At 58.5% G+C, this 24255-nt stretch carries 19 protein-coding genes; 10 read left to right on the top strand and 9 right to left on the bottom strand.

Translation table 11 applies throughout. The features are described from left to right. The first annotated feature begins 26 nt into the window (after positions 1-26). The 3 genes from L1A08_RS21575 (at position 27) to asnB (ending at position 3854) form a co-directional block, all read left to right on the top strand. Complete coding sequence (locus tag L1A08_RS21575; protein WP_238758664.1) at positions 27-1421, top strand: DUF1501 domain-containing protein; 1395 nt, start codon at positions 27-29, stop codon at positions 1419-1421. A 127-nt stretch (positions 1422-1548) separates the two neighbouring features. After that, positions 1549-1878 carry a rhodanese-like domain-containing protein gene (locus L1A08_RS21570; protein WP_238758663.1) on the top strand — a complete coding sequence of 110 codons (330 nt, stop codon included), beginning with the start codon at positions 1549-1551 and terminating at the stop codon, positions 1876-1878. A gap of 62 nt (positions 1879-1940) precedes the next feature. Further along, positions 1941-3854 carry an asparagine synthase (glutamine-hydrolyzing) gene (gene asnB / locus L1A08_RS21565; protein ID WP_238758662.1) on the top strand — a complete coding sequence of 638 codons (1914 nt, stop codon included), beginning with the start codon at positions 1941-1943 and terminating at the stop codon, positions 3852-3854. Here asnB and L1A08_RS21560 read toward each other — a convergent pair. The 4 genes from L1A08_RS21560 to mobA all read right to left on the bottom strand — a co-directional run bounded on the left by L1A08_RS21560 (position 3848) and on the right by mobA (position 7015). Further along, positions 3848-5269 (bottom strand): tetratricopeptide repeat protein, encoded by a 1422-nt coding sequence (locus tag L1A08_RS21560; RefSeq protein ID WP_238758661.1) that lies wholly within the window; start codon positions 5267-5269, stop codon positions 3848-3850. The genes asnB and L1A08_RS21560 overlap by 7 nt on opposite strands. Before the next feature lie 233 nt (positions 5270-5502). Next, positions 5503-5973, bottom strand: a complete 471-nt coding sequence (locus tag L1A08_RS21555) for a tRNA (cytidine(34)-2'-O)-methyltransferase (RefSeq protein WP_238758660.1) — start codon at positions 5971-5973, stop codon at positions 5503-5505. 16 nt (positions 5974-5989) lie between these two features. After that, on the bottom strand, positions 5990-6382 hold the full coding sequence (locus tag L1A08_RS21550) for an NUDIX domain-containing protein (RefSeq protein ID WP_238758659.1): 393 nt from the start codon (positions 6380-6382) through the stop codon (positions 5990-5992). Between the two features lie 30 nt (positions 6383-6412). Beyond that, positions 6413-7015: a molybdenum cofactor guanylyltransferase gene (gene mobA, locus L1A08_RS21545; protein WP_238758658.1), complete on the bottom strand. Its 603-nt coding sequence runs from the start codon at positions 7013-7015 to the stop codon at positions 6413-6415. An 82-nt stretch (positions 7016-7097) separates the two neighbouring features. Between mobA and L1A08_RS21540 the strand changes: the two genes are divergently transcribed. From L1A08_RS21540 to L1A08_RS21525, 4 genes are all read left to right on the top strand, one after another. Continuing rightward, positions 7098-9176 (top strand): PTS sugar transporter subunit IIA, encoded by a 2079-nt coding sequence (locus L1A08_RS21540; RefSeq protein ID WP_238758657.1) that lies wholly within the window; start codon positions 7098-7100, stop codon positions 9174-9176. Between the two features lie 441 nt (positions 9177-9617). Then, positions 9618-10337, top strand: coding sequence for a glycosyltransferase family 2 protein (locus tag L1A08_RS21535; protein WP_390896954.1), 720 nt, complete (start codon positions 9618-9620; stop codon positions 10335-10337). Positions 10338-10395: 58 nt separating this feature from the next. After that, on the top strand, positions 10396-12411 hold the full coding sequence (gene ftsH / locus L1A08_RS21530) for an ATP-dependent zinc metalloprotease FtsH (RefSeq protein ID WP_238758655.1): 2016 nt from the start codon (positions 10396-10398) through the stop codon (positions 12409-12411). Positions 12412-12479: 68 nt separating this feature from the next. Continuing rightward, complete coding sequence (locus L1A08_RS21525; protein ID WP_238758654.1) at positions 12480-13658, top strand: DEAD/DEAH box helicase; 1179 nt, start codon at positions 12480-12482, stop codon at positions 13656-13658. 167 nt (positions 13659-13825) lie between these two features. On the opposite strand, the gene dapF is transcribed toward L1A08_RS21525, so the two are convergent. The 5 genes from dapF to L1A08_RS21500 form a co-directional block, all read right to left on the bottom strand. Continuing rightward, positions 13826-14662 carry a diaminopimelate epimerase gene (gene dapF, locus L1A08_RS21520; protein ID WP_238758653.1) on the bottom strand — a complete coding sequence of 279 codons (837 nt, stop codon included), beginning with the start codon at positions 14660-14662 and terminating at the stop codon, positions 13826-13828. Positions 14663-14669: 7 nt separating this feature from the next. Continuing rightward, positions 14670-15791, bottom strand: a complete 1122-nt coding sequence (locus L1A08_RS21515) for a lactonase family protein (protein ID WP_238758652.1) — start codon at positions 15789-15791, stop codon at positions 14670-14672. A 61-nt stretch (positions 15792-15852) separates the two neighbouring features. After that, positions 15853-16671, bottom strand: coding sequence for a pyrroline-5-carboxylate reductase (gene proC / locus L1A08_RS21510; RefSeq protein ID WP_238758651.1), 819 nt, complete (start codon positions 16669-16671; stop codon positions 15853-15855). A gap of 263 nt (positions 16672-16934) precedes the next feature. Further along, a complete protein-coding gene (locus L1A08_RS21505; RefSeq protein WP_238758650.1) occupies positions 16935-18260 on the bottom strand; it encodes a Gfo/Idh/MocA family protein in 1326 nt (441 codons plus the stop codon). 444 nt (positions 18261-18704) lie between these two features. Continuing rightward, positions 18705-20204: a sugar ABC transporter ATP-binding protein gene (locus L1A08_RS21500; protein ID WP_238758649.1), complete on the bottom strand. Its 1500-nt coding sequence runs from the start codon at positions 20202-20204 to the stop codon at positions 18705-18707. 337 nt (positions 20205-20541) lie between these two features. On the opposite strand from L1A08_RS21500, the gene rpsO reads away from it, so the two are divergent. From rpsO to L1A08_RS21485, 3 genes are all read left to right on the top strand, one after another. After that, entirely contained in the window at positions 20542-20811 is a 270-nt protein-coding gene (gene rpsO, locus L1A08_RS21495; RefSeq protein ID WP_238758648.1) for a 30S ribosomal protein S15, read from the top strand. Between the two features lie 289 nt (positions 20812-21100). Beyond that, positions 21101-23257, top strand: a complete 2157-nt coding sequence (gene pnp / locus L1A08_RS21490) for a polyribonucleotide nucleotidyltransferase (protein WP_238758647.1) — start codon at positions 21101-21103, stop codon at positions 23255-23257. A 218-nt stretch (positions 23258-23475) separates the two neighbouring features. Beyond that, positions 23476-24201, top strand: coding sequence for a sensor histidine kinase (locus L1A08_RS21485; RefSeq protein ID WP_238758646.1), 726 nt, complete (start codon positions 23476-23478; stop codon positions 24199-24201). The last annotated feature ends 54 nt before the right edge of the window (positions 24202-24255 follow it).

Genomic DNA, 24255 nt, shown 5'->3' with positions numbered 1-24255 from the left:
CTTCCCTGTTTCGGATGCGGTGACTCATGACGAATCATTCCGATCAATGCGGCTGTGTGTCGCGACGATCTCTCCTGAAGTCGACTACCTGTGGGTTTGGCAGCCTCGCGTTTCTGGACCTGCTCAGCAGACAGTCTCTCGCCGATGCCGGGGTGACGAATACGCATCATGCCCCACGGGCGAAACGGGTCATTTTCCTGTTCATGCACGGTGGGCCGAGCCAGGTCGACACATTCGATTACAAGCCGCAGCTGCAGAAAGACGATGGGAAATCGCTGCCCTTCGAGGCGGCTCGGAATATCGACGCCGTCCCGAATCTGATGAAGTCTCCCTGGAAGTTCGATCGACATGGCGAGAGCGGGCTCTGGGTTTCGGAGCTCTTCCCTGAAGTCGCCAAACACGCCGACAAACTCTGCGTGCTCCGCTCGATGCATTCCAAAGGCCAGTCTCATGGGCAGGCGGTCTCCATGCTGCATACCGGTTCAGACAGCATGATCCGGCCGAGTGTCGGCAGCTGGGTTTCCTACGGGCTCGGCAGCGAAAACGAGAATTTGCCGGCGTTTATGGCGATCTCTCCCCCAACCGCACATGGCGGGCCGCGGAACTATGGCTCGGCCTTTCTCCCGGCCCGGCATCAGGCGACGACGCTTGGACGCGCCGGCTCTCTGGGAAGCGGGCGGATCGAGAACACGACCAACACGGAGCTCACGCCCGAGCAACAGCGGCGGCAGCTCGATCTGATTCAGCAGCTCAACAGCAATCACCTTTCGTCGGTCGGCCGGGGTCCGGATCTGGAAGGCGCAATTGAAGCGTTCGAGCTGGCCTATCGAATGCAGACGATCGCCCCGGGCGTGCTCGATCTTAATCAGGAATCGGAGACGACGAATCAGCTCTACGGCATCGACGACAAGGTGACACAGAACTTTGGACGTCAGTGCCTGATGGCCCGGCGACTGGCGGAATCGGGAGTGCGGTATATCCAGATTTCAACCGGAAACGTCTGGGATCAGCATTCGAATCTGGTGTCCGGCCACGAGAAAAACTCACTCGCGGTCGACAAGCCGATTGCCGGTCTGCTGCAGGATCTGCATCAGCGAGGGATGCTTGAAGAGACGCTTGTGGTCTGGGGCGGCGAGTTCGGGCGGACGCCGATCGTGCAGGGCAAGAACGGGCGCGACCATAATCCGCAGGGCTTCACGATGTGGATGGCCGGTGGCGGTGTCCGCGGTGGACTGGCTTACGGCGAGACCGACGACTATGGTTACTACGCCGTGCGAGACCGCGTGCACATGCACGACCTCCACGCGACGATCCTCCATCTGATGGGGATCGATCACGAGCGGCTCACGTACCGGTACGCCGGTCGCGATTTCCGGCTGACAGATGTTTATGGGAAAGTGGTTCATGATGTGTTCGCGTAACCCGGTTGCTGGCCTCTTGCCAATTTGTTCGGGCTTGGTAACTTGGACCGTGCTGGGCACCACGCTGTTGTATGCTACTTCCGAGATTCACGCCCAGAAGAAGTCTGCCCCGCCGGAGAAGAGAGCCATGAGTGAACTCGAAGTCAGCTGTGCACAAGTCAAAGAGATGCTCGATGATGAGCGCGACTTTCTGCTGCTCGACTGCCGGGAAGTCGAAGAGTACGAGACGGTTCACATCGAAGGGGCGAAGCTCATGCCGATGAGCGAGATCGTTCGCAAAGTCGGCCAGATCGATGAGCATCGTGAGAAGCCGGTCATTGTCTACTGTCATCACGGGGGGCGCAGTCTCCGCGTGACGAAGTTCCTGATTGATCAGGGCTTCACCGACGTCAAAAGCATGGCCGGCGGCATCGATGAATGGGCTGAGAAGATCGATCCCTCGAAGCCGCGGTATTAAACGAATCTTTACCGTCGCCACGTCGGCACCACAGGTTGAACTGCTGTCAGGGATGAGCCGGCGTGTGTGGAATTCTGGGAATCGTTTCGTACACCGGTCAGCCGCTTCAGATTGACGACGCCGAGATCCGCTGCATGCGGGACTCCATGCAGTTCCGCGGTCCGGATGACAGCGGCTTGCTGCGCATCGATCCCACTGCGGTGCTGGCCCATCGGCGGCTTTCCATTCGGGATCCCGCGCACGGTCAGCAGCCCTGGGTTTCCGACGACGGCCGCTTTGCTCTCACGTACAACGGCGAACTGTACAACACGGCCGAACTTGCTCAGCGGACGCGTTCCCATTTCCCTGGCCCGCCACGAACACACTGCGATACCGAAGAACTGATGCGGCTGCTGTCCGTCTTCGGAGTCGAAGGGGTGAGGCATCTGCGGGGCATGTATGCTGCGGGTCTCTATGACCGCGAGCAGCAGCGACTGCTTCTGTTCCGCGACCGGTTCGGGGTCAAACCGCTCTACTACATGGACTGTGACGGAACCATCGTCTTCGCCAGCAGCATGGCCGCTCTCTTGAAGTGGCCGGGGTTTCGACCACGTCCGTTCCGTCCGGCGATGACACACTACCTGATGACGCTGCGGCCCGAACTCGATCATCAGACCATGATCGAAGGCATTCGGCAGGTTCCGCCCGGTTGTCTGCTGATCGCGGATCGAGGCGGGGTTTCGATTCAGCAATACTGGGATTATCCGCAAGCTGACGAAGACATCTCGCCAGGCGAGGTCGAGCAGCGACTCGATGAACGGCTGCGCGATGCGGTTCAGTCGCGAATCGTGAGCGATGTTCCGGTCGGAATGATGCTCTCCGGCGGCGTCGATTCTTCGCTGCTCGGGACGTATGTCGCTGAATCACTGGGCGATGAGTTCGTCGCGGAATGTGGGATCGGTCGGAGTGACGATGGAGCCACCGAGAAAGACTACGCCGCCCGAGCCGCTTCGGTGCTGAAGTGCCGGTTCCGAACTGTGGAAGTCAACTCGGGCGACTATCGTGACGCCTGGAAGCTGCTGATCGGCCAGACGGCGCAGCCGCTGATCACCCCTTCGGATGTGGTCATCTACCAGCTGGCCCGATCGTTGAAGCAGCGAGTCGGTGTCGTCCTGGGAGGAGAAGGAGCCGATGAACTGCTCTGTGGCTACACGCCGATTCATGGCATCGGCCGCGACTACGATTTGCAGCGTCAGCTGGAACGGAGAATTGGATCGGAGGCGAATGCGGATCTGGCGGTGTTCCAGCAGAGCCTGCTGCTGACTTATCAGGGGGGCTCACTCGCTTCGCTGGCCGAGGCGTACTTCACTCGGGCGACCATTATTCCTCCGACGGCGATCGCCATGCTGACTCGGGACAGCATCGACGATCTTCGAGAGATTCGCGATTACTACACTCGGCAACTGACCGTTGACGATGGGGCTCAATTCGGCGGCATGGCCGCGATGACGCGGTTTCTGCATCGCGATAATCTGCAGGCGCTGCTGTTGAGGCTTGATCAGGCGACGATGGCGGCTTCTCTGGAAGCCCGTGTGCCGTATACCGACCATCGACTTATCGAGGCGATCTGGTCAACACCGCTTGAGCATCGATTCCGAGTTCAGGAGGAGAGCCGCAAGTCGCTGAGAACGTCGAGTGAACTCGATGCCCTCGGACTGCTGGAATCGAAAGCGGTGCTCCGCGATCTGGCCCGGCGACGTCTGCCGGACGATCTGGCGAACCGTCGGAAAGCGAGCTTCCCGACGCCGGTTTTGAACTGGCTGCAGTCGGACTGGAAAGACTGGGCGGCGGACACGCTCCGTGAATCGCAATTCCTGCGCGAGAATTTCCAGGCGGGGTTTCTGCAGGAACTCTCGATCGCTCCCGATCAGGCCGGCTTCTGGACCTGGCCGTTGCTCAACCTGGCGCTCTGGAGCGAAGAGGTCTTCGGCTACTGAGCGTCCGGGTTTTCTTTGGCTGCGGGGGGCTTCGACGTTTTCTCCGTGGTCTTTCGGAACCAGAGATTGCTGGCGTACCAGTTCCCTTCCCGCTGCACGAGCGTCAGGACTTTGTCGCCCTGTTCGTTGTAGAGTTCCGCCTGTTGAGAGTCGCCGGCTTTGACCAGTTCGACTCGGCTGGCAAACGATTCCGGATCGACCGTGAGTGACTCTGCTTCAATTTGTTCCAGTAGATCCGCGGTAATCTCGTCCCGCTTCTCTTCGACGAAGAACGACTTCAGCAGATCGACGTTCTTCTCCCGAATCATTTCCTGCTGCCGTTCGATCAGGGCACGGGTGATCTGCAACAACTGTCGCTCCATCCCCTCTCGCTGCTGATGCTCACGCAATTCCTCAGCGGGAAGAAGGCGGGCGCTGCGGAGGACCTCCAGCCAGGGCTTCAGGGCGTTGTCGTCGGGTTGATCGGCTTTACGGGTGTAAGCGAGTCGATGGATATCATTCTCTCCCTGCACAAGTCGCACGACTTCGTACTGAGCCGGATGTTCGGCGTTGCCGGGGATGCCCCATTGAAACAGGGTGTCCTTGCCCTCCCCTTCTTCGAGCACCTTGAAGTCGATCTTGGGATACGCTTCTACCAGTCGGGTGCGGATGCCTTCGCGAACCGATTTCGCGGTCTGCTTTTCTGCTGCCCCGATGAACCGCTGACTGGCGAACAACTCCGTCCAGTTTTGAATGGTTTCGTCATTGTGAACGTATTCCGTGTTGCCTTGTGTGGCCGACAGAATGCGATAGGCCACCTTCCAGTCATCCGGAATGGTGAAGGCCAGGCCATCGGTCGTGTTCAGACCCTCTTCAGGCAAATTGCGGAGATCGAGCACGGAAAAGAGCGTGCGGTTGATCAGATTGAGCGACATGAATCCGTAAATCACGCGCATGCGGGGACCGCGTTCGCGAATCTCGTCCGGCTTGCCGAGCGTGCGGATGATGAAGTCGAGCGGCGTGCCGACGTTGAACAGCCCCTGTGCATCGAGCAGCTTCCAGGTGCCGAGGAAATCGACGGTCGCGGGAAGATAATCTGGGGCGAGTCGGACGGCTTGACGGAAGTGAAACCAACCGGCGTTCGCGTTTCGGGCTCCCATGTACGCCACGCCAAGGGCGTGATGATAGGAACCATTTTCGGGCTCGGCTTTAACGGCCTGTTCGAGCTCTTTGACCGCGGTTTCCCAGTCCTTCAGCTCGATCGACTTCTGGCCGGTCTCCACATGCTTTTTGATCTCTTCCGGAGTGAGTTGGGGCTCCGCCTCGGCTTCTTCGGCAGGCTTTGGGGTTTCCGACTCGACCGAGGGCTTCTTCGCTGCCGGTTTGGGTTGAGCAAACAGCGAAGCTGGAACCGAGAAGGACAGAAGCGCAATCACGCAGCATCCCAACAGGTAGCGAGTTCGAGATGAAGAGGAGTGAACGGGAGTTGAGAGATGGCGAAGCGTCGGCATAACAGGTTCCCAAACTTGAACGCGAAATTCGCAGGCGATTGGCCCGCGGCGCTGCAGCAATCCTCTATTGCAACGCCTTACCTCATTAGCGTGCGATTCGCCGAATTCGTCAAGGTCAATCCCGCCGCCGCCGACGCGACTTCTCGAGGGTTTGTGCGCTACTCGATCCCGCCGAACTGGCGGACGGCTTCATAGATGACGGCCGTCGCCGTGCTGGCCAGATTCAGACTGCGGACTTCCGGATGCATGGGGAAACGAATCGTCGTGTCGGCGAACTCGTTCCGCATGTCTTCGGGCAATCCAGAGCTTTCCCGGCCGAACAGCAGGATATCTCCTCGCTGGTAGTCCGCTTCCCAGGGATTCTTCGCGCCAAACTTTGTCAGGCACCAGACGCGGCTGTCGGGCAGGCGGCTGCGAACTTCCTCCCAGGAATCGACCGCTTCCCAGTCGAGAAACTGCCAGTAGTCGAGCCCGGCTCGCTTGAGATGAGACGAGTCGAGTTGATACCCCAGCGGACGGATCAGCCAGAGTTTCGCGCCCACCGCGACGCAGGTGCGGCCGATGTTCCCCGTGTTCTGCGGGATTTCGGGCTGAAACAGGACAACATTCAGAAGCGGCTGACGCGACATGAGTATCAGTAAATCTTCAAACAAGCGGAGGGAGTGAACGGAGAATCTGCAGGACGTCGGCGTTGGCCGGTGGGAAACGGTGCTCACCGAGTTTGTCGCGGGAGACCCATTTCCAGGGATCGGAAATTTTGTCGCCCGATTGCCCAGCGGCGAGTCGGCAGTGCCAGAAGTCCAGGGCGACCTCACCGTGAGGATAAGAGAACGTCTGCTGATGGAGAAGTCTGACCGGTTCAATCCGCAGATGAGTTTCTTCGAGACACTCCCGGACCGCCGTGTTGCTCGAGGGCTCGTCATACAGTGATTTTCCTCCGGGAAACTCACTGTATCCGGCCAGCGGGACGTCCGGCGGTCGGGTTCCCACGAGGAAGGAACCGCAGTGTTCCACGATGCTGATGCCGATCTGTTTCATGCTGCTGCAAAATCCGAAGGGAGTTGCGATTCAGGACGGTTTCCGCTGCTGCCAGGCGGCGAACTCTTCCGGGGTATTGAATTGCGGGACATCCGGCCAGTCTGCGGGGAGCGGCAGTGTCCGTAACTGATCGCCGATCGCTTCGAAGAGGGCCTGACACGAGCGGCGGCCCGCTGCGAATTGCGACTCGATCGTTTCGATCAACGAAACGTGATAGCAAGCCGGGAAGGGATGCCGGCGGTCCGCGGATTCCTGAAACAGGACTACTTTGCTGTCGGGACTCGAAATCGCTGCCTGCCAGAGTTCGTCGAGCCAGCGGGGGTTGAGTTCCGTCATGTCGCAACTGATGACGACGACCCAGGGAAGTTCTGTCCTGTCTCTTGCATCGACGAGGGCTGCGTGAATCCCGCCGAGCGGCCCCTGCCCCGGAATTCGGTCGGTCAATGCGGTGATTTCCAGATCGGCATATTTGTCCGCCCGATCCGCCACGATCTGAACGGGAGTTGTCCATTCATTCAACCGGAGTTGAAGTTGCTCAATGAGCGTACGGGAGCCGATCGGCTGACGAGCCTTGTCCCGGCCAAAACGGCGACTTTGTCCTCCACTCAGGAGATAACCTTGCGGGCGGTCCACTGTCGAATTACCCTCGTTGCACCCTTCCAGGCGATGAATGAGACCGCCACCGTACAGACCCGTCAGTAGCCGATCGATCGATATGCAAATTCTTTCGCATGCACTCCATGATGATGCCTTTCTGCTCGATCTGGAAGCAGGATCGCTTGAAGAAGTGCTTTCGCAGACGCTCGACCATCTGGTCAGCCGCGATCTTCTGCCGCTTGAACAGCGCGATCTGGCTCTGGAAGCCTTTCTGGCAAGAGAACGAGCCGTTTCGACGGCGATCGGCTACGGAGTCTCGATTCCACATGCCTATTTGCCGGAAATTGAGCAGTCGCTGGTCTTCTTTGTCCGGCTGAAGCGTCCAATCAATCTGGGCGCTCCGGACGGCATCCCGACGCGATTCTTCTTTATTCTGCTCGGGCCTTCCGGCTTTGCGTCTGAACATCTCGACATGCTGACCGCTCTGGCGCGGCTGATGTCGGACGAAGAGTTCCGCTTCGACATGCACCGCTCTCGTTCGCGGAAAGATCTGCTGGAGGCTCTGGAGCGGTTTCACGTTCGGAACACCCCGGCAACGATTCCAGAGCCCGTTCAACCCGACAAACAGATGACCTTCACCGGCAAGCCATTCGGCGGCGTCCGGAAGGACATCGAACGCCGGTTGCCATTTTATAAAGACGACTGGATTAGTGGCTGGAGCACCAAAAGCGCCTCAGCGATTGTTTTTCTGTTCTTCGCCTGCCTCGCCCCGGCCGTCACGTTCGGCGGAATTATGGGGGCGGCGACCGACGGACATATTGGCGTCGTCGAGATGCTGATCGCCACGGCTGCGGGGGGAATGCTCTATTCTGTTTTCGCCGGCCAGCCGCTCATTTTGCTCGGCGGAGTCGGGCCGATGCTGGTTTTTACGGCGATTCTTTATCAAATCTGCGTCGACCTCAGCATTCCCTTTCTGCCGATGTATCAGTGGATCGGGTTCTGGACGGCTCTTCTGCTGTTGATTCTCGCTGCCAGCGATGCCTCGGTGCTGATGCGATACTTCACCCGGTTCAGCGACGATGTCTTTTCCGTGCTCATGTCGCTGATCTTCATTTACGAAGCGATTCGGGCCATTGTCGCGGTGTTTCAGGAGAGTTTCGGCAACGACTCGGTGAATCACGACAAAGCATTCCTGTCGCTGATTCTGGCGATCGGTACGTTTATGATCGCCTTCAACCTGTCGCGATTTCGCCGCAGCAAGTATCTCGTGCCGCGCATGCGCGAGTTCCTGGCGGACTTTGGACCGACGATCGCGATTGTGGTCATGGCTCTGCTGGCCTTTTTGTTCCATGGAGAGATTCCGCTGGATCAGTTGGCGGTTCCGGACCAGATCCAGCCGACCTTCATCGAGGGAGAGTCCGGCGAACCCCGATCATGGATCGTCGATGGCTCCGAGCTTTCGACATCGCTGAAGTTCCTGGCGATTATCCCGGCGATTCTGACCGCAGTGCTGATCTTCCTGGTTCAGAACGTGACCGGGCGGCTGATCAATGATCCCGATCTGAATTTGCGAAAAGGGCCGGCGTTCCACCTCGATCTGCTGGTGTTATCGGTGCTGGTGGGGCTCTGTTCTCTGTTCGGTCTTCCCTGGCTGGTCGCGGCGACGGTTCGATCTCTGGCCCATGTTCGCGGGCTGGCGACGGTCGAAGAACAGATCACGCCCTCCGGAGAAAAGAAAGAGCATGTTATCCACGTCGACGAGAATCGCCTGACGGCCTTCTCGATTCATGCCCTGATCGGCCTGTCGTTAATGGCGTTGCATCTGTTTTCCGTCACGCCGATGGCGGTCCTGTACGGGCTGTTCCTTTACATGGGCGTGGTGTCGCTGTCCGGCATTCAGTTCATGGAGCGGCTCAGTTTGTGGGTCATGGATTCTTCGCTGTACCCGCGAACTCACTACATTCGGCGTGTTCCGGTTCGCCTGATTCATACCTACACGCTGATTCAGCTTCTCTGCCTGGTCACACTCTGTGTGATCAATCTGAGCCCGGTGTTATGGATGCGGCTCACGTTTCCCCTGTTTATCGCCCTGCTCGTGCCGGTGCGATGGACGATGGATCGTCTGTTTCCCCAGGACAAACTGGCCGTACTCGATGCCGCCAGTGATCCAGAGGAGGAGGAGACCCACTGGACATGATCGCCTGGCCAGTGTTCGGCATCGGAAAGGGAACGGGATTATAAGGCTCAGGCATCAATTCCGGCCTGGATTCTCTCCATAAACTGTTACGGGATAGTTGTTTGTCCGTTCAAATGGACCTACGATACGGACTGGAAACGGTAGAGTCGGCGAAAATTTTGCGTCGTCGAACCCGGATCGGAGTGCTGTGAGTCCGTGGTTGTCGGCGTGGAAGACGGCGGTCTCTCTTCGCCCAGGCAGTCTGCGGGGGCTCCCTCCTGCTCCCTGCGTCGGTCGACTCAGGGCGTTGCCTGTGACAGGTCAGACAAAGAACTCAGTATGCTGGAAACGAATTTGACCACCGCCGGCACTCCTTATACCACGGCCTGGCTGGAACAACTGCAGCAGGTTTTAGGCAAGGCGGCCTGCGATCAGCTTGGCTTCTACGCGATTCCCGAGACAATGCTCTTGAGCGTCGTCATTCCGGTCTACAATGAACGGGAAACGCTGCATCTCATTCTCGAAAAGGTTCGAGAAGTCCCGGTCAACAAGGAGATCATTCTTGTTGATGACTGCAGCAAAGATGGCACCCGGGATCTGTTGCAGGAGATGGAACGGGCGCAGAGCGAATCGACGCCCGATCCGTCGAACTGTTACGTGTTCGCCTATCACGATAAAAATCAGGGGAAAGGGGCGGCTCTCCGCACCGGGTTCCTGCGTGCCTCAGGCGATATCGTGATCATTCAGGATGCCGACCTCGAGTACAATCCAGCCGAGTATCCCCGCCTGATCAAGCCAATTGTCGAAGGCAGCGCGGATGTTGTTTACGGCAGCCGGTTCCTGGGGGATCAGCCGCACCGCGTGCTATACTACTGGCATTACCTGGGAAACAATTTCCTGACGCAGCTCTCGAACTGCTTTACGAATCTGAACCTGACCGACATGGAGACCTGCTACAAAGTCTTTCGCAAAGATGTGCTGCAGGAAGTCGCCCCCAAGCTTCAGCAGAACCGTTTCGGATTCGAGCCCGAGATTACGGCCCGTATCGCCCGGCGAAATCACCGGATCTTCGAGATGTCGATCAGTTACTCCGGTCGGACGTACGAACAGGGCAAGAAAATTGGCTGGCGGGACGGCGTCAAGGCTCTGTACTGCATCGTCCGCTACGGTCTGGCCGATTGATCTGCCTCTCAAGAGCCATTTATCACAATCTTAAGTTCCGCTTCAGAAACACTTCCGGATGAATGATATCAAGCCCGATGAGCCTTCCCCGCCGAAAGGTCCGGATGTTCGCGATCAGCAGGGGCCATTGCCGAGCAAATTGAATAAACGCAGCAGTCCGTCGAATGAATCCGCCAATCAGGGGCGCCGGCAGAAAGTTCCCTGGTCGCTCATTCTGATGGTCGGGATCGCCGTTCTGATCATCTGGGCCGCCAATAACGGCCGCAAAGGCGATCGGGTTGACTACGGCTTCTTCTGGCAGCAGCTCGAAGCGGACAACGTGACCGAAGTCGTTCTCGACGGCAATTATCTTTCCGGAACCTGGAAAGACATCCCCCCCACTCCCGAGAGTATGCAGATCGAAGGCAAGGAGCCCGTCGAACTCCAGGAAGAGTTTCACACGCAGATTCCGCACTTCGAATCCGATCGTCTCCTGGTCGCACTGGGAGAGGCCGGCATTACCGAATACGAAGACGTGACAACGCAGTTGTCTTTGTCCACGCAAATGCTGATCATGCTGGGCGGGACCATGCTGGTCATGCTCTTTTTCCTGTCGATGATGCGACGGTCGTCCGACCCGATGTCATCCGGGATGTTCGGAAGTTTCGTCAAGAGCCCTGCTCGCGAGTTCCGTCCCTCTGATAAGCAGACCACGTTTGACGATGTCGCGGGGATGGAGAATCCCAAAACCGAGCTTCAGGAAGTGGTCGAGTTCCTCAAGAACCCGGCCAAATTCCAGCGGCTTGGAGCTCAGATTCCCAAGGGCGTGCTGCTGATGGGCTCGCCGGGAACCGGGAAAACGCTGCTGGCTCGCGCGACTGCCGGTGAAGCCGAGGTGCCGTTCTACAGCATCAACGGTTCCGAGTTCATTCAAATGTTCGTCGGCGTCGGTGCGAGCCGCGTGCGGGATCTGTTCCGTACGGCGAAAGAACATGCTCCGTGTATCGTCTTTATTGACGAAATCGACGCGGTCGGCCGGATGCGTGGCGCCGGTTACGGCGGGGGCCACGATGAGCGCGAGCAGACGCTGAATCAGATTCTCAGTGAGATGGACGGCTTCACACAAACCGATGCCGTCATTGTCATCGCGGCGACCAACAGGCCCGACGTCCTCGACAAGGCCCTCACACGACCTGGGCGTTTCGATCGGCACATCGTGGTGGATCTGCCATCCAAGGAAGGTCGACTCGGCATCCTCAAGGTGCACAGCCGCAAGGTGCCGCTCGCCGACGACGTCAATCTGGAACGCATTGCCGCCAGCACGATCGGATATTCGGGAGCTGACCTGAAGAACCTCGTCAACGAAGCGGCTCTGCATGCCACTCGGACCTCGAAGAACAAAGTCACGATGTCTGACTTCGAAGCCGCCGCCGATCGTGTCCTGATGGGCATTAAACGCGAAGAGATCCTGTCGGACAAAGAAAAGCGGATGACCGCTTACCACGAAGCCGGGCATACCCTGGTGGCCTGGGTTCTGCCCGAACTCGATCCGGTGCACAAAGTCACGATTGTCCCGCGCGGACGAGCCCTGGGCGTAACGCAGTTGCGACCGGATGAAGAACGCCACAGTATCGGAGAACAGCGCCTGCATCAGCAGCTCGCGATGATGCTTGGTGGGCGGGCGGCTGAGAAACTTGTCTTTGATGAGTATACTGCCAATGCGTCCGACGATTTGAAGCGGGCCACTGATATTTCCCGGAAGATGGTCTCACACTGGGGAATGAGCGAGACGATTGGACCGGCCGCCTTCCGGCACGCCGAAGACGATCCTTTCCTCGGCAAGGAGATGCATGAGATGCGGACGTACTCTGATGCGACCGCACATCTCGTCGACCAGGAGATTCAGCGTGTGCTGTTCGCCGCGGCCGACAGGGCGATGCAAATTCTCCAGGAACACCGGGAGAAGCTCGACCGAATTTCGGAAGCGTTGATTGAACAGGAAATCATCGATTCCGACGAACTACAGAAGATTCTGGGCCCACGGCCAGGAAGTGATCCTGTTCCGCCGATGGGAAGCCCGGATGAAAATGCTTAACGATGACTGGAAGTTGATTGTCTACCTTATTATCTGATCCCATTTCTTCAGACATTTCGGAGTCACCATTGGAGTCCGAGCAATTTGATCAGTCGGTAACCTTCGCCGACCTGGGTTTGCGTAAGTCGACGGTGAAGCAACTGGCTTCGCTGGGCTATGTTCATCCGAGTGAAATTCAGCAGAAGTTTATTCCACCCGCGTTGAGCGGGACCGACTGTCTGGGGCAATCCCAGACAGGCACTGGTAAGACGGCTGCCTTCATGATTCCCGTGATTGAACGCTTCGAAAAAGCCGATCACGATCCACGAGTCCTCGTCCTTTGCCCGACGCGAGAGTTGTCAGAGCAGGTTGCCGAGGAAGCCCGAAAGATCAGCAGCGATACCAGTCTGGAAGTCGCGACGCTGGTCGGCGGGCGGCCCCTGCGAAAGCAGGCGCTGCAGGTGGAACATGGGGTCGATGTCGTTGTCGGAACTCCCGGACGAATCATCGATCTGTTCAAACGGAAAACGCTGACCTTCTCCGCGCTCCAGACAGTCGTCCTGGACGAAGCCGACCGGATGCTCGACATCGGGTTCCGTCCCGACATTGAGTTCATCCTCAAGAACTGTCCGAAAGACCGTCAGACTCTGCTGCTCTCCGCGACGCTGCCTCCCGAGGTGGAGCGGCTGGCGACGCGGTACATGAACGAGCCGATTCGTGTCGACGTCTCGGCGACCAATGTCACCGCGGATGCGGTTGAGCAGTTCTACCTGACGGTCGATGAGCACCGGAAGTTTCCTCTGCTCGTGCGTCTGCTCCGGCAGGAACGTCCGCGACAGACCATCGTCTTCTGCCGGACGAAGCGGAAGGCGGATGATCTCTACAACCGGTTTCGCACCCGCCTGAAGCAGGTTGCGACCCTGCATGGCGACTTGCCGCAGGCGAAACGTGACCGCGTGATGAAGAGCTTCCGTGAAGGTAAGGTTCGCATGTTGATCGCCACCGACATTGTCGGACGCGGCATCGATGTCAGCGGGATTTCGCACATCATCAACTACGACATCCCCGAGCATTCCGACGACTACGTGCACCGCATCGGTCGGGCGGGACGACTCTCTTCCGACTTCCACGGCCGGGCATTTACGTTCGTCACCCAGGCTCAGGGCAACGAACTGACCCGCATCGAGATTCTGGTGAACCGCATGATCCCCGAGTACAAAATCGAGGACGAGGAACACTATACCCCGCGAGTTCGCCGGCACCTGTAAGCGTCGGAGAATTCCTGTCGTACAGACGGCCCCGAAACATCCTTTCGGGGCGGCGCGGCCGTCGGAGAACGGGACTCGTCAAATCAGGCGATTGGGCGAGATTCACCGGCTTGAAGCGGCGTCGTCTTTAACTGCAGACGACGCACCGCTGATTTCTCGAATGTCGCTTACCCGTTCCACTCGCCGGAGAAAACTTCGGCGGCCGGGCCGGTCATGTAAACGTCGTTGGTTTTTTCGCACCATTCGAGTTCGAGGTCCCCGCCGAGCAGGTGGCCTGTCACCTTGCGGCCCATCTTCCCGGTGAGCACACCAGCCACCGCGACCGCGCTGGCTCCGGTGCCGCAGGCGAGAGTTTCCCCGGAGCCTCGTTCCCAGACCCGCATGATGAACTCTTCTGGCGAGACAACCTGAATGAACTCGGCGTTTACCCGGCGGGGGAAGGCGGGATGTTTCTCGACCAGGGGGCCCGTCTTGAGAACCCAGTCGTCGGTGACTTCATCGACGAACGTGATGCAGTGCGGGTTGCCCATCGAGACGCAGGTCACTTCGAGGATGCGGCCGGAAACGTCGAGCTTTGCGTTAACGGGGGGATCGCCCGGCAGCGTCGTCGGGATCTTCGCACTTTCCAGAATCGGCTGTCCCATGTTCACGCGGACGCGCTGAACCTTTCCCTGCTCGGGAAAGACCTGCAGCTTGAGCACGCCGGCTCCGGTTTCGATCTGCAGTTCTTCCTGCTTCGCGATGCCGTGATCGTAGACGTACTTAGCGACGCAGCGGACGCCGTTGCCGCACATCTCGGCTTCACTGCCGTCGGAGTTGTACATCCGCATGCGGGCATCGGCTTTGTCGGAGGGCTCAATCAGGATCAGGCCATCGCCGCCGATGCCGGTGTTGCGGTTGGCGACGATGGGCGCGATTTCCGCAGCCGGTCCGGGGAGCTTTTCCTGGAACAGGTTGACGTAAACGTAGTCGTTCCCTGCTCCGTGCATCTTGGTGAACTTCATGATTCCGTTATTCTTTCGCTGCGAAAACGATACACATCGGCCGCTGAACTTCGAGCGTGTGCCCGGCCGGATCGAGTTTGCCCGAGTCCGGATTGACGCGGAATGACACGATATTATTGCTCTGCATGTTGGCTGCAAGGTAAACCGAGCCGGTTCGGTCGAGTCCCACGAAACGGGGATGGTTTCCCTGAGTCGGCTCGCGTTCCACGAAACTCAGCTTGCCGGTCTTGGTATCGACCTGAAACACAGCCGTACTCTCATGCCCTCGATTCGAACCATACACGAACTTTCCAGAGGGATGGACCACGACTTCGGCGGTTGTGTTGTTGCCGCTGAAGTTTTCCGGGAGCGTCGACACAGTCTGCAGTTCCGACAGCTCGCCCGACTTGGGATTCAACTGGAGGACACTGATTGTCGAGTCGAGTTCGTTAATGCAGTAGGCGACATCGAGCGACGAATGAAACGTCACGTGCCGGGGGCCGGCACCGGGGGCGGCCTGCCAGTAGGATTTTCGTCGTAGCTGACGATCGTCGGTAATCTCGAAGACCTCGACATGATCGTTCCCAAGATCGGCGACCAGCAGAAAATTCCCATCGCGGTGGTAGGCGACCCCATGCGGGTGGGGCCGCGTCTGTCGCTTTTCATTCACGCTGCTGCCCTGATGTTTGATCTGGGAAAGTGACGTCTCCACCAGTTTTCCCTGATCATCGAGCGGGATCAGCGTGGTGCCATCGCCCCCGTAGTGGCAAACGGCAACCGACGATCCATCCGGCGCAACCTCGATATGCGTCGGGCTGCCATCGTTCGTCTCGGACTGACTGATCTGTTCGAGTTCGCCTATTCCGCTGTCGAACTGGTAGGCGCGGACAACACCCTGCGTCTCGCCGTTGATGCGATCCGCACAGCCGGCGTAGAGGATAGGAAGCTTCGGGTGCAGCGCCATGAAGCCTGTCTGGATCCCTTCAACGGCCAGTTCGAGCTGGCCGAGTTCACCGGTCTCCGGATTGAGCGTGGCTCGATAGATCGCCTGGGGGTCGGGCGGACTGGCGATGAAGGCCCACTGTTCAGCAGCCGTGATTGGAGTCGTCATCAGGGGCACACTCGCGAGAAGCAGAAAGAGAATTCTCATCGTCGGAGTCCTTGGTCTGAAAGAGGTAGTCTACTGCAGTGGGAAGGTGTCTTGCCGGAAGTCAGCTGCCGCTGAGTTCTCGGGATCGGTCTGTGGCTGCATGAACAGCTTCAATGATCGCGCCGCGGAACCCATGACTTTCCAGGACGGAAATCCCGGTGATCGTGGTTCCGCCGGGGCTGGTCACGCCGTCTTTGAGCTGGCCGGGATGCTGTCCGGTTTCGAGAACCATCTTCGCCGCTCCGAGAACCGTTTGTGCAGCCAGCCGGGTCGCAGTCGCACGTGGCAATCCGGCCAGTACGCCGCCATCGCTGAGTGCTTCAATGAACTGGAAGACATAAGCCGGCCCGCTGCCGGAGAGACCGGTTACGGCATCAAGAAGTTTCTCGGGGAGTCGTTCGCATAGTCCGACACTCTCCATCAATCCCTGCACGATGGCCGCCTGTTGCTCGGGCACGACCTCGGAGACCGCCATTCCGGCTGCCCCCGTGCCGACGAGACTCGGCGTGTTCGGCATGATGCGAATGATGTTCTGGTGGCCGCCCAGGTACTCCCGCAAACTGTCGATCGTGACCCCGGCTGCAATGGAAACGACCGTCTGGCCGGGCTTCAGATGAGGAGCCGCCTCTTTCCCGACTGAGCCGAGGTATTGCGGTTTGACGGCGAGGAAAACCAGGTCCACTGAAGTGACTGTCTGGGAAATCGAGTCGGTGCAGTCCACCCCCGTCTTCTCACGGAAGTTAGTACGGGCGGATTCGTTGACATCGCAGGCTTCGAGTTGGGCACTGGCGATGATCTGCCGTTCCAGAAACCCACACGCGAGAGCCGTGGCCATTTGCCCGGCTCCGATGAATCCGACTTTGATCTGATCGTATGACATAGCGCTGGTTCGCAGTGTATGAAGAGGAGAGCATTCGACTGTCGTGGAGGCATTCTGCCGCCGAATGAGCGTTCTTGTTGGAACGTCTCTGCTGGTAGTGCACGCAATCGGCGACAGGATGTCGCCGTTACGGAATGATTATGACCGACTCCAGGGTCCGTTCACAGGGAACGAGCGGCGGAAGGGCCGTTCAAACGAAAAACCGGCCCGGTGCACTGGTCACCGGGCCGGTTGAATTCTCGCTGAATCAGATCAGCAATTGATTAGTAAGGCTTGTAGACGCCCGGTACCGGAATGGGGTAGCGGCCATCTTTGCCCGGGGTCGTTGGCGGCGTGGCCGACATCGACATTTCTTCCGGCATGATGCTCTTGTTCGAAGCGAGCAGGTCAGCCATCGTCACGGACTTGCCGGAGTAGGTCGCGGTCCGTCCGAGGATCGAACTGGCGGTGCTCATGGCGCCGTATTCCGACTCATCGTAGCTGATGTTGTTGCGGATGGCGTGGAACAGATCGTCGTGCTCGGTCTGATAAGGATCGTTCTTCTCGCCGCGGTAGCGATACTTGTCGCCGCCGTACGACTGGTACGAACTCCCCGAAACATCGGCGTATCCCTTGGTGCCGTGTGCGTACTCGGAAACCGAGTTCCAGCAGTTGGGGATGTGGCGACACTGGCTGAACATCTTCGTGCCGTCTTCGTAGGTGAACTCGACAGCGTGGTGATCGAAGATTTCACCGTACTTCGGATCAGTACGCACTTCGCGACCGCCCATCCCTTCAGCGCGGACCGGGTAAGCTCCCTTGATCCAGTTGCCGACATCGATGTTGTGGATGTGCTGCTCGCAGATGTGATCGCCGCAGAGCCAGTTGTAGTAGTACCAGTTACGGAGCTGGTATTCCATTTCCGAGGAGGCTTCTTCGCGAGCCATGCGGGGATCCCACACGCCGCCGCCGTTCCAGTAAACGCGAAGAGCGACGACATCGCCGATCTCGCCATCCTGAATCCGTTTGACAATGTCGCGGTAGGTAAACTGGTGATGACGCTGCAGGCCGACGCCGACCTTCAGGTTCTGTTCCTTGGCCTTCTTGGCGGCTTCGAGCACCTTGTTGACGCCGGCGATATCAGTCGCGACCGGCTTTTCCATGAAGACGTGCTTACCAGCCTTCACGGCGGCTTCGAAGTGAATTGGGCGGAAGCCTGGCGGGGTGGCCAGAATCACGACATCGACGCCGGAATCGATCACCTTCTGATAAGCATCGAAGCCGGCAAAGCGGCGTTCTTCCGGAACGTTGATGATTGCGGTATCGTTGCCTTTCACCGAAGCTTCGATCCGCTTCTGGCTTTTTTCGAGCAGGTCCATGAACATGTCGCCCATGGCGTACAGTTCGACCTTGCCTTCGGTTTTGAGCGCCTGGCTGGCGGCTCCACTACCGCGGCCACCACAGCCGACCAGGCCGATCTTGATGGTGTCATCGCCAGCAGCGAACACGCGATTCGGGTTCACAACGCTGGTCAAAAATGCCGTGCCAGCTGCCGCCGTGGCCGAAGCCTTGATGAAATCGCGGCGGGAAGGTGACTGTTCCGGTGCCATAAAAATTCTCCCACTATGAGGTAATTCAGAGGTTCGTCGGATGGTGAGCGACTGGGGCTGAATCGCCCGGGCTCCGGACGATCAACAGCCTTTTATACATACTCTAACCGCGAGAACAGGTAAAGGGAAACGTGCGCGTGCATATGTCGTGGAAAACAGCGGCTCCGGCGGCGTCGTTCGTCAGGCTCTGGAAATGCATCGAAACTCTGTTTCGCCCGTGTAGGAATCACTATTTTGAGCTGTATTCAGCGTCGATCTTCCTCGCTGGCGCTTCGGGGTGGGAATCGAAAATGGAGAGTGCGTCTTGACGTACTGGCCTGACATCAGTTCACTCAGCCAACGCCGCTACGCCATAAAGCCTCTTCGGTTTCTTCCCGACAACATAAACGGGGGCACACCTCTTCGATTCGATCGATGCGTCAAGACGCACCCTGTAGGCTAAACTCAGCGGGAGATGGCTCGGTGCATGATCTCAGCTTCGGTCCATTCCGAGGTCGGACGAAACTCGAGCAGCTGGCCACGGGCCATCACGCCGATGCGGTCACAAACGGCCATCAGTTCCGGCAGGTAGGAACTGATGAAAAGCACAGCTTTCCCCTCGGCTGCGAACTCGCCGATCAGCCGATAGATCTCCGATTTGGTGCGGACATCGATCCCCCGCGTCGGTTCATCGAGCAGCAGAATCTCAGCTTCCTGGTGCAGCACCCGGGCGATGGCCACCTTTTGCTGGTTGCCGCCGGAAAGGTCCTGAATCGGCTGCTCGCAGCTGCGGGCTTTGACCTGCAGTTTCTTCATCCACTCGGCGGCGCTGTGGCGACGGGCGGCCAGGTTCACGAATCCGAAGTGGCTGTAGCCGCCCATGCGGGACATCGTGAGGTTGTCGTTGATCGAGAGGTTTTGCGCCAGTCCTTCGGTCTTTCGGTCTTCTGAAACCATGCCCATTCCGGCTTTGATGCGGGCTCGGGGATTGTTCGCCGGCGAGAGCGTGGTGATGCGAACGGAACCGGAACGCACGGCGTCGAGGCCGTAGAGACAGCGGGCAAACTCGGTTCGCCCGGCTCCCACGAGGCCGGCCAGCCCCACGATTTCGCCACGATGAAGCTGCATCGAAGCCTCTTTCGGGAAACCGTAGCCGGAAAGCTCGGAGACATCGAGCAGTAGTTCGCCCCGCTCGTGTGGCACGGACGGGAACAGTTCATCGAGTTCGCGTCCGACCATCTGATGGACAATTTCATCGTCGGAAATGTCCTTCAGTTCTCCGCTGGCCACGTCTTCTCCATCGCGGAGAATGACATAGTCGCTGCACAGTTCGCGGACTTCCTCTAAGAAATGGCTGATGTACACGACGCCCAGCCCGCGCTGCTGAAGGACTCGGATAACGGAAAACAGGTGCCGCACGTCTTCGGCGGCCAGGGAGCTGGTCGGTTCGTCGAAAATCACGATCTTCGACTGCAGGACGAGAGCCCGGGCAATCTCGATCAGCTGCTGATGAGCGGGGGACAGACGCCGAGCGGGCACGTTCTGCGGCAGATGAGCGATCCCCAGCATTTCGAGGGCGTCCTGCATCCGTTCCCGCTGCGTCTGGCGATCGAGCAGACCGAAGCGGGAGGATTCGCAGCCGAGCATCAAGTTGTCTTCGAGATTCAGGTCCGGAGCGATCGTCAGCTCCTGATAAATCATGCTGACGCCCGAGAGTCGGGCAGCATGGGGATCGGACGGACGATACGGCTCGCCTTCGAGTTGCATCTCCCCGGAGTCGGAGGAAATGGAGCCGCTCAGCACCTTCATCAGCGTGCTTTTGCCAGCTCCGTTCTCGCCGATCAGGGCCAGAACCCGGCCAGGATGTACATTCAGAGAGACATCCTTCAGCGCAACGGTGGCCCCGAACCGCTTGGAGATGCCGGACATTTCGAGGAGCGGTACGGTTGGAGTCGACTCGATCAACGGAGTATTCCCGGGAAACTTGGGGATCGGTTCAGGGAGCGATGACGTGATCCATCCAAGTTATCCGATTGGTCCCGCGAATCCCAGCGGTTTCGCTGCGGAAGCGGAGTTCGGAACGGGAGCTTTGCGGGTGAGGAAACGCAGGAGGGGCGATTTGCGGACAGACTTTCTGCGGAATTCAAACAGGCTGGCGGCTTGATGTTGAAATGCCGATCTGAGAACGCTACATTGTCGCATTCCGCGAAGTACGCGAGTTCGAAAAAGATACGTATCGACCTGCAGGTGGGACGTTCACCGGCAGGGATTGTGTAGGATTTGTTTTAGGGTGTGTTGAAGAATGTCAATCACGAAAGAGAAAAAGCAGGAACTGATCGGCGATTACAAGCGCACTGATGCCGATACCGGATCGCCAGACGTGCAGATCGCCATGCTGTCGCATCGTATTAGTGAGCTGACTGCTCACCTGAAGACGCACAGCAAGGACTTCGCCAGCCGACGAGGTCTTCTGATGCTGGTGAGCCGCCGTCGCCGCCTGCTTAATTATGTTCGCGGTAAGGATCCCGCTCGCTATGCATCTCTGATCGAGCGGCTCAACCTGAGAAAGTAATCGCAAAAGCCCGGCGAGATGATCGTCGGGTTTTTGTTGTATCGGGTGTTTGTTGTTGAAGTGTCCGCCATAAGGCTCGGCGGAAAATTGCCTCTGGTCTGCGCGGCAGCTGTATCGCCGCGATGGGACCATTCACTGACGGGCGCCGTTTGCCGTTGGTCATTTGCTATCGCATTGCTAGCGGTTATGGGCAGGAAAAGAGGGCATCGGGCTCTCTTGCGGTACTGGCATGCCATGCGTTGTTGCCGCCCGTCTCTTTGTATGAAAACAGACGACAGGAAATATTGCAGTGTCTGGAAAAAAGATTGTTGTTGAAAAGGAAATTGCCGGTCGGCGTCTGTCGCTGACCACCGGTCAAATCGCCAAGCAGGCCAGCGGAGCCGTGCTGGTTCAATACGGCGAGACAATGCTTCTCGTTGCCGCCCAGACCGGGCCGGCTCGCGAAGGAATCGACTTCTTCCCGCTGACCGTTGATTACCGTGAACGCTACGCCGCTGCCGGGAAATTCCCGGGGGGCTTCATCAAGCGCGAAGGTCGCCCTTCGACGCACGAGATTCTAACGGCTCGACTCACCGACCGCCCTCTGCGTCCGCTGTTCCCCAAGGGGTTCCGCGACGAAGTTCAGGTTCAGACCACGGTCCTGGCGAGCGATCTTGAGAATCCGTCCGACGTACTCTCGATCAACGGAGCCAGTGCGGCTCTCTGTCTGGCTCCGGTTCCTTTCCAGGGACCAATCGGTGCCGTTCGGGTTGGTATGGAAGACGACAAGTTCATCCTCTTCCCGACTCAGGCTCAGACCGACGCTGGCGACCTCGACCTCGTCGTGGCTGGTAATCGGGAATCGATCCTGATGATCGAAGGCTTCGGTCGCCAGATCCCGGAAGACATCATGGTCGACGCCCTGCTGTTCGCTCACAAGGCGATCGCAGATCTGTGCAGCCTGCAGGAAGAACTGGCCAAGAAAGTTGGCGTTAAGCCCTTCGATTACGCAGAACCGGAAAAGAACCCGTTCGTCTCGATCGTCCGTGAAAAGGCTTCAGACAAACTGAAGTCAGCTCGCTCGAACCCGAGCAAGTCGGCTCGTTCGGAAGGCGCTGCGGCCGTTCGTGAAGAACTCGTCAAAGAACTCTTCCCGGAAGGTGCTGTCGTCGACAGCGAAGGTCGGACGCTGAGCCAGTTCAAAGAAGCGTTCTATCAGGTCGACAAGGAAATGTGCCGCGAGCTGACTCTGTCCGGCAAGCGACTGGACGGCCGCTCCTCGTCGGAGCTTCGCGACGTCAGCTGCGAAGTCGGCAATGTTCCCCGCGTCCACGGCTCGGCTCTGTTCACCCGCGGTGAAACACAGTCCCTGGCCACGCTGACCCTGGGAACTGTTCGCGATCAGCAGCGGGTCGAAGACCTGTTCGGCGAACACACCAAGCGGTTCATGCTCGACTACAACTTCCCCTCCTATTCGGTTGGCGAATGCCGCCCGATCCGGGGACCAGGACGTCGTGAAATTGGTCACGGTGCTCTGGCGGAGCGTTCGGTTCAGTGGGTTCTGCCGGACGAAGAAACCTTCCCGTACACGATCCGCATCATCTCCGACATCACCGAATCAAACGGTAGCTCGTCGATGGCTTCGGTCTGTAATGCCACGCTGGCTCTGATGGACGGCGGCGTGCCGATTCGTCAGCCGGTCGCCGGGATTTCGATCGGACTGGTCAAGGAAGGATCCAAGTATGTCCTGCTGACCGACATCATCGGCGATGAAGACCACTTCGGCGATATGGACTTCAAAGTGGCCGGAACCCAGAAGGGGATCACCGGGATCCAGCTCGATCTCAAGATCGACGGAATCAACGAAGAGATCATCCGGAAGACTCTGGAGCAGGCTCGCAAGGCTCGCCTCGAACTGCTCAAGTCCATGCTGATGGAAATTCGCCGGCCGCGGAAAGAGATTTCCGAACTGGCACCGCGGATTGAGACCGTGAAGATTGATCCGGAAAAGATTGGTCTGGTCATCGGCCCAGGTGGTAAGAACATCCGCCAGCTGCAGGAAGACACCGGCACTCAGATCGACATCTCCGACGACGGAACCGTGACGATCGCCGCTTCGCAGGGCAAGGGCGCTGAAGAAGCCAAGGCCCGCATCGAAGCGATGACCGAAGAAGTTCGCGTCGGCCGGGTCTACAACGGTACTGTGATCGCCATCAAGGACTTCGGAGCCTTTATCGAAATCGCTCCGGGCAAAGATGGTCTGTGTCACATCAGCGAGCTGTCCGGCGGCTTCGTGAAGAATGTCTCGGACGTCTGCAAAATCGGCGACAAGATGGAAGTCAAAGTCATCGCGGTCGACGAGCAGAATCGGGTCAAGCTGTCGCGTAAGGCTCTACTGCCTGAGGACGATGCCGAGGTCGAAGGCGAAGAAGAAACCGATGAAGAAGACCTGAGCTTCGACGACTAACGTCGAGCTTCGGATCGGAAAAGAACAGGTACAGGCAGCGGAATTCCGCTGCCTGTTTCCGTTGGGGTGTTGCGAACCGGCCTGGCCTTGCTGTCCGGCTCCTCGTTAGCCGAATTCGATCCGTCTCGTTACCATGTTTGGTTCAGATGTGCTCCCATGCGACGACTTCCAGGCGGGCCTGTTTGATGCTTCCATGCCCGACTTCTCAGGACAGTGATATGTCTGACCGCGATCAGACCACCAACCAGATGCACGAACTGCGGTATCGCGAAATCGCTGAACTGGCCGGCGGGCTGGCGCACGAAATTCGCAATCCGCTTTCGACGATCTCTCTGAATCTGGGAGTCCTCCGCGAAGAGTTGTCCGACTCCGATAATCCTCGTGATCGCCGGATGCAGCAGCGGCTGACAACGATCCAGGGCGAGTGCGATCGCCTGCAGACGTTCCTCAATACGTTTCTGCAGTTCGCCAACAGCGCGATGGAGATCCAGCGCGAGCCGCACGATCTTTCGGCCTACATTCACGAGCTGATCGACTTCCTTAAGCCGGATTTCGCGGCCAGCCAGATCGAGATCTCGCCGCATCTGGCGACGGATCTTCCGCAGACGCTGATCGATCCCGCTCAATTCCGGCGGGCGCTCCTGAATTTGACCCGCAACGCCCAACAGGCGATGCCCGACGGAGGAACCCTCGAGTTTCAGACGTACCGTTCGGAAGGTGGTGTCGTGCTGGAGATTATCGACACCGGGAACGGCATCCCTCCTCATGTGCAGGAGAAGATGTTCGACGTCTTCTACTCCACCCGCCCCGGCGGGTCGGGCCTGGGACTGCCGACGGTTCGTAAGATCATCGAGGCTCACGAAGGCTCGATCCAGTGCGCCAGCGAAGTCGGCAAAGGCACCCGCTTCCGGATTACCCTCCCGGCTTGTGATCAGCAAACGTAGGGGCCGCTGTGCGAACGCGTAAATCGTGTTCCCCGCAGCGAAGATTCTCTCTGC

The organism is Rubinisphaera margarita, assembly GCF_022267515.1.
GTDB classification, from domain to species: domain Bacteria; phylum Planctomycetota; class Planctomycetia; order Planctomycetales; family Planctomycetaceae; genus Rubinisphaera; species Rubinisphaera margarita.
The sequence above is the reverse complement of the archived record's forward strand: the minus strand, read 5'-3'. Positions and strand labels throughout refer to the sequence as shown.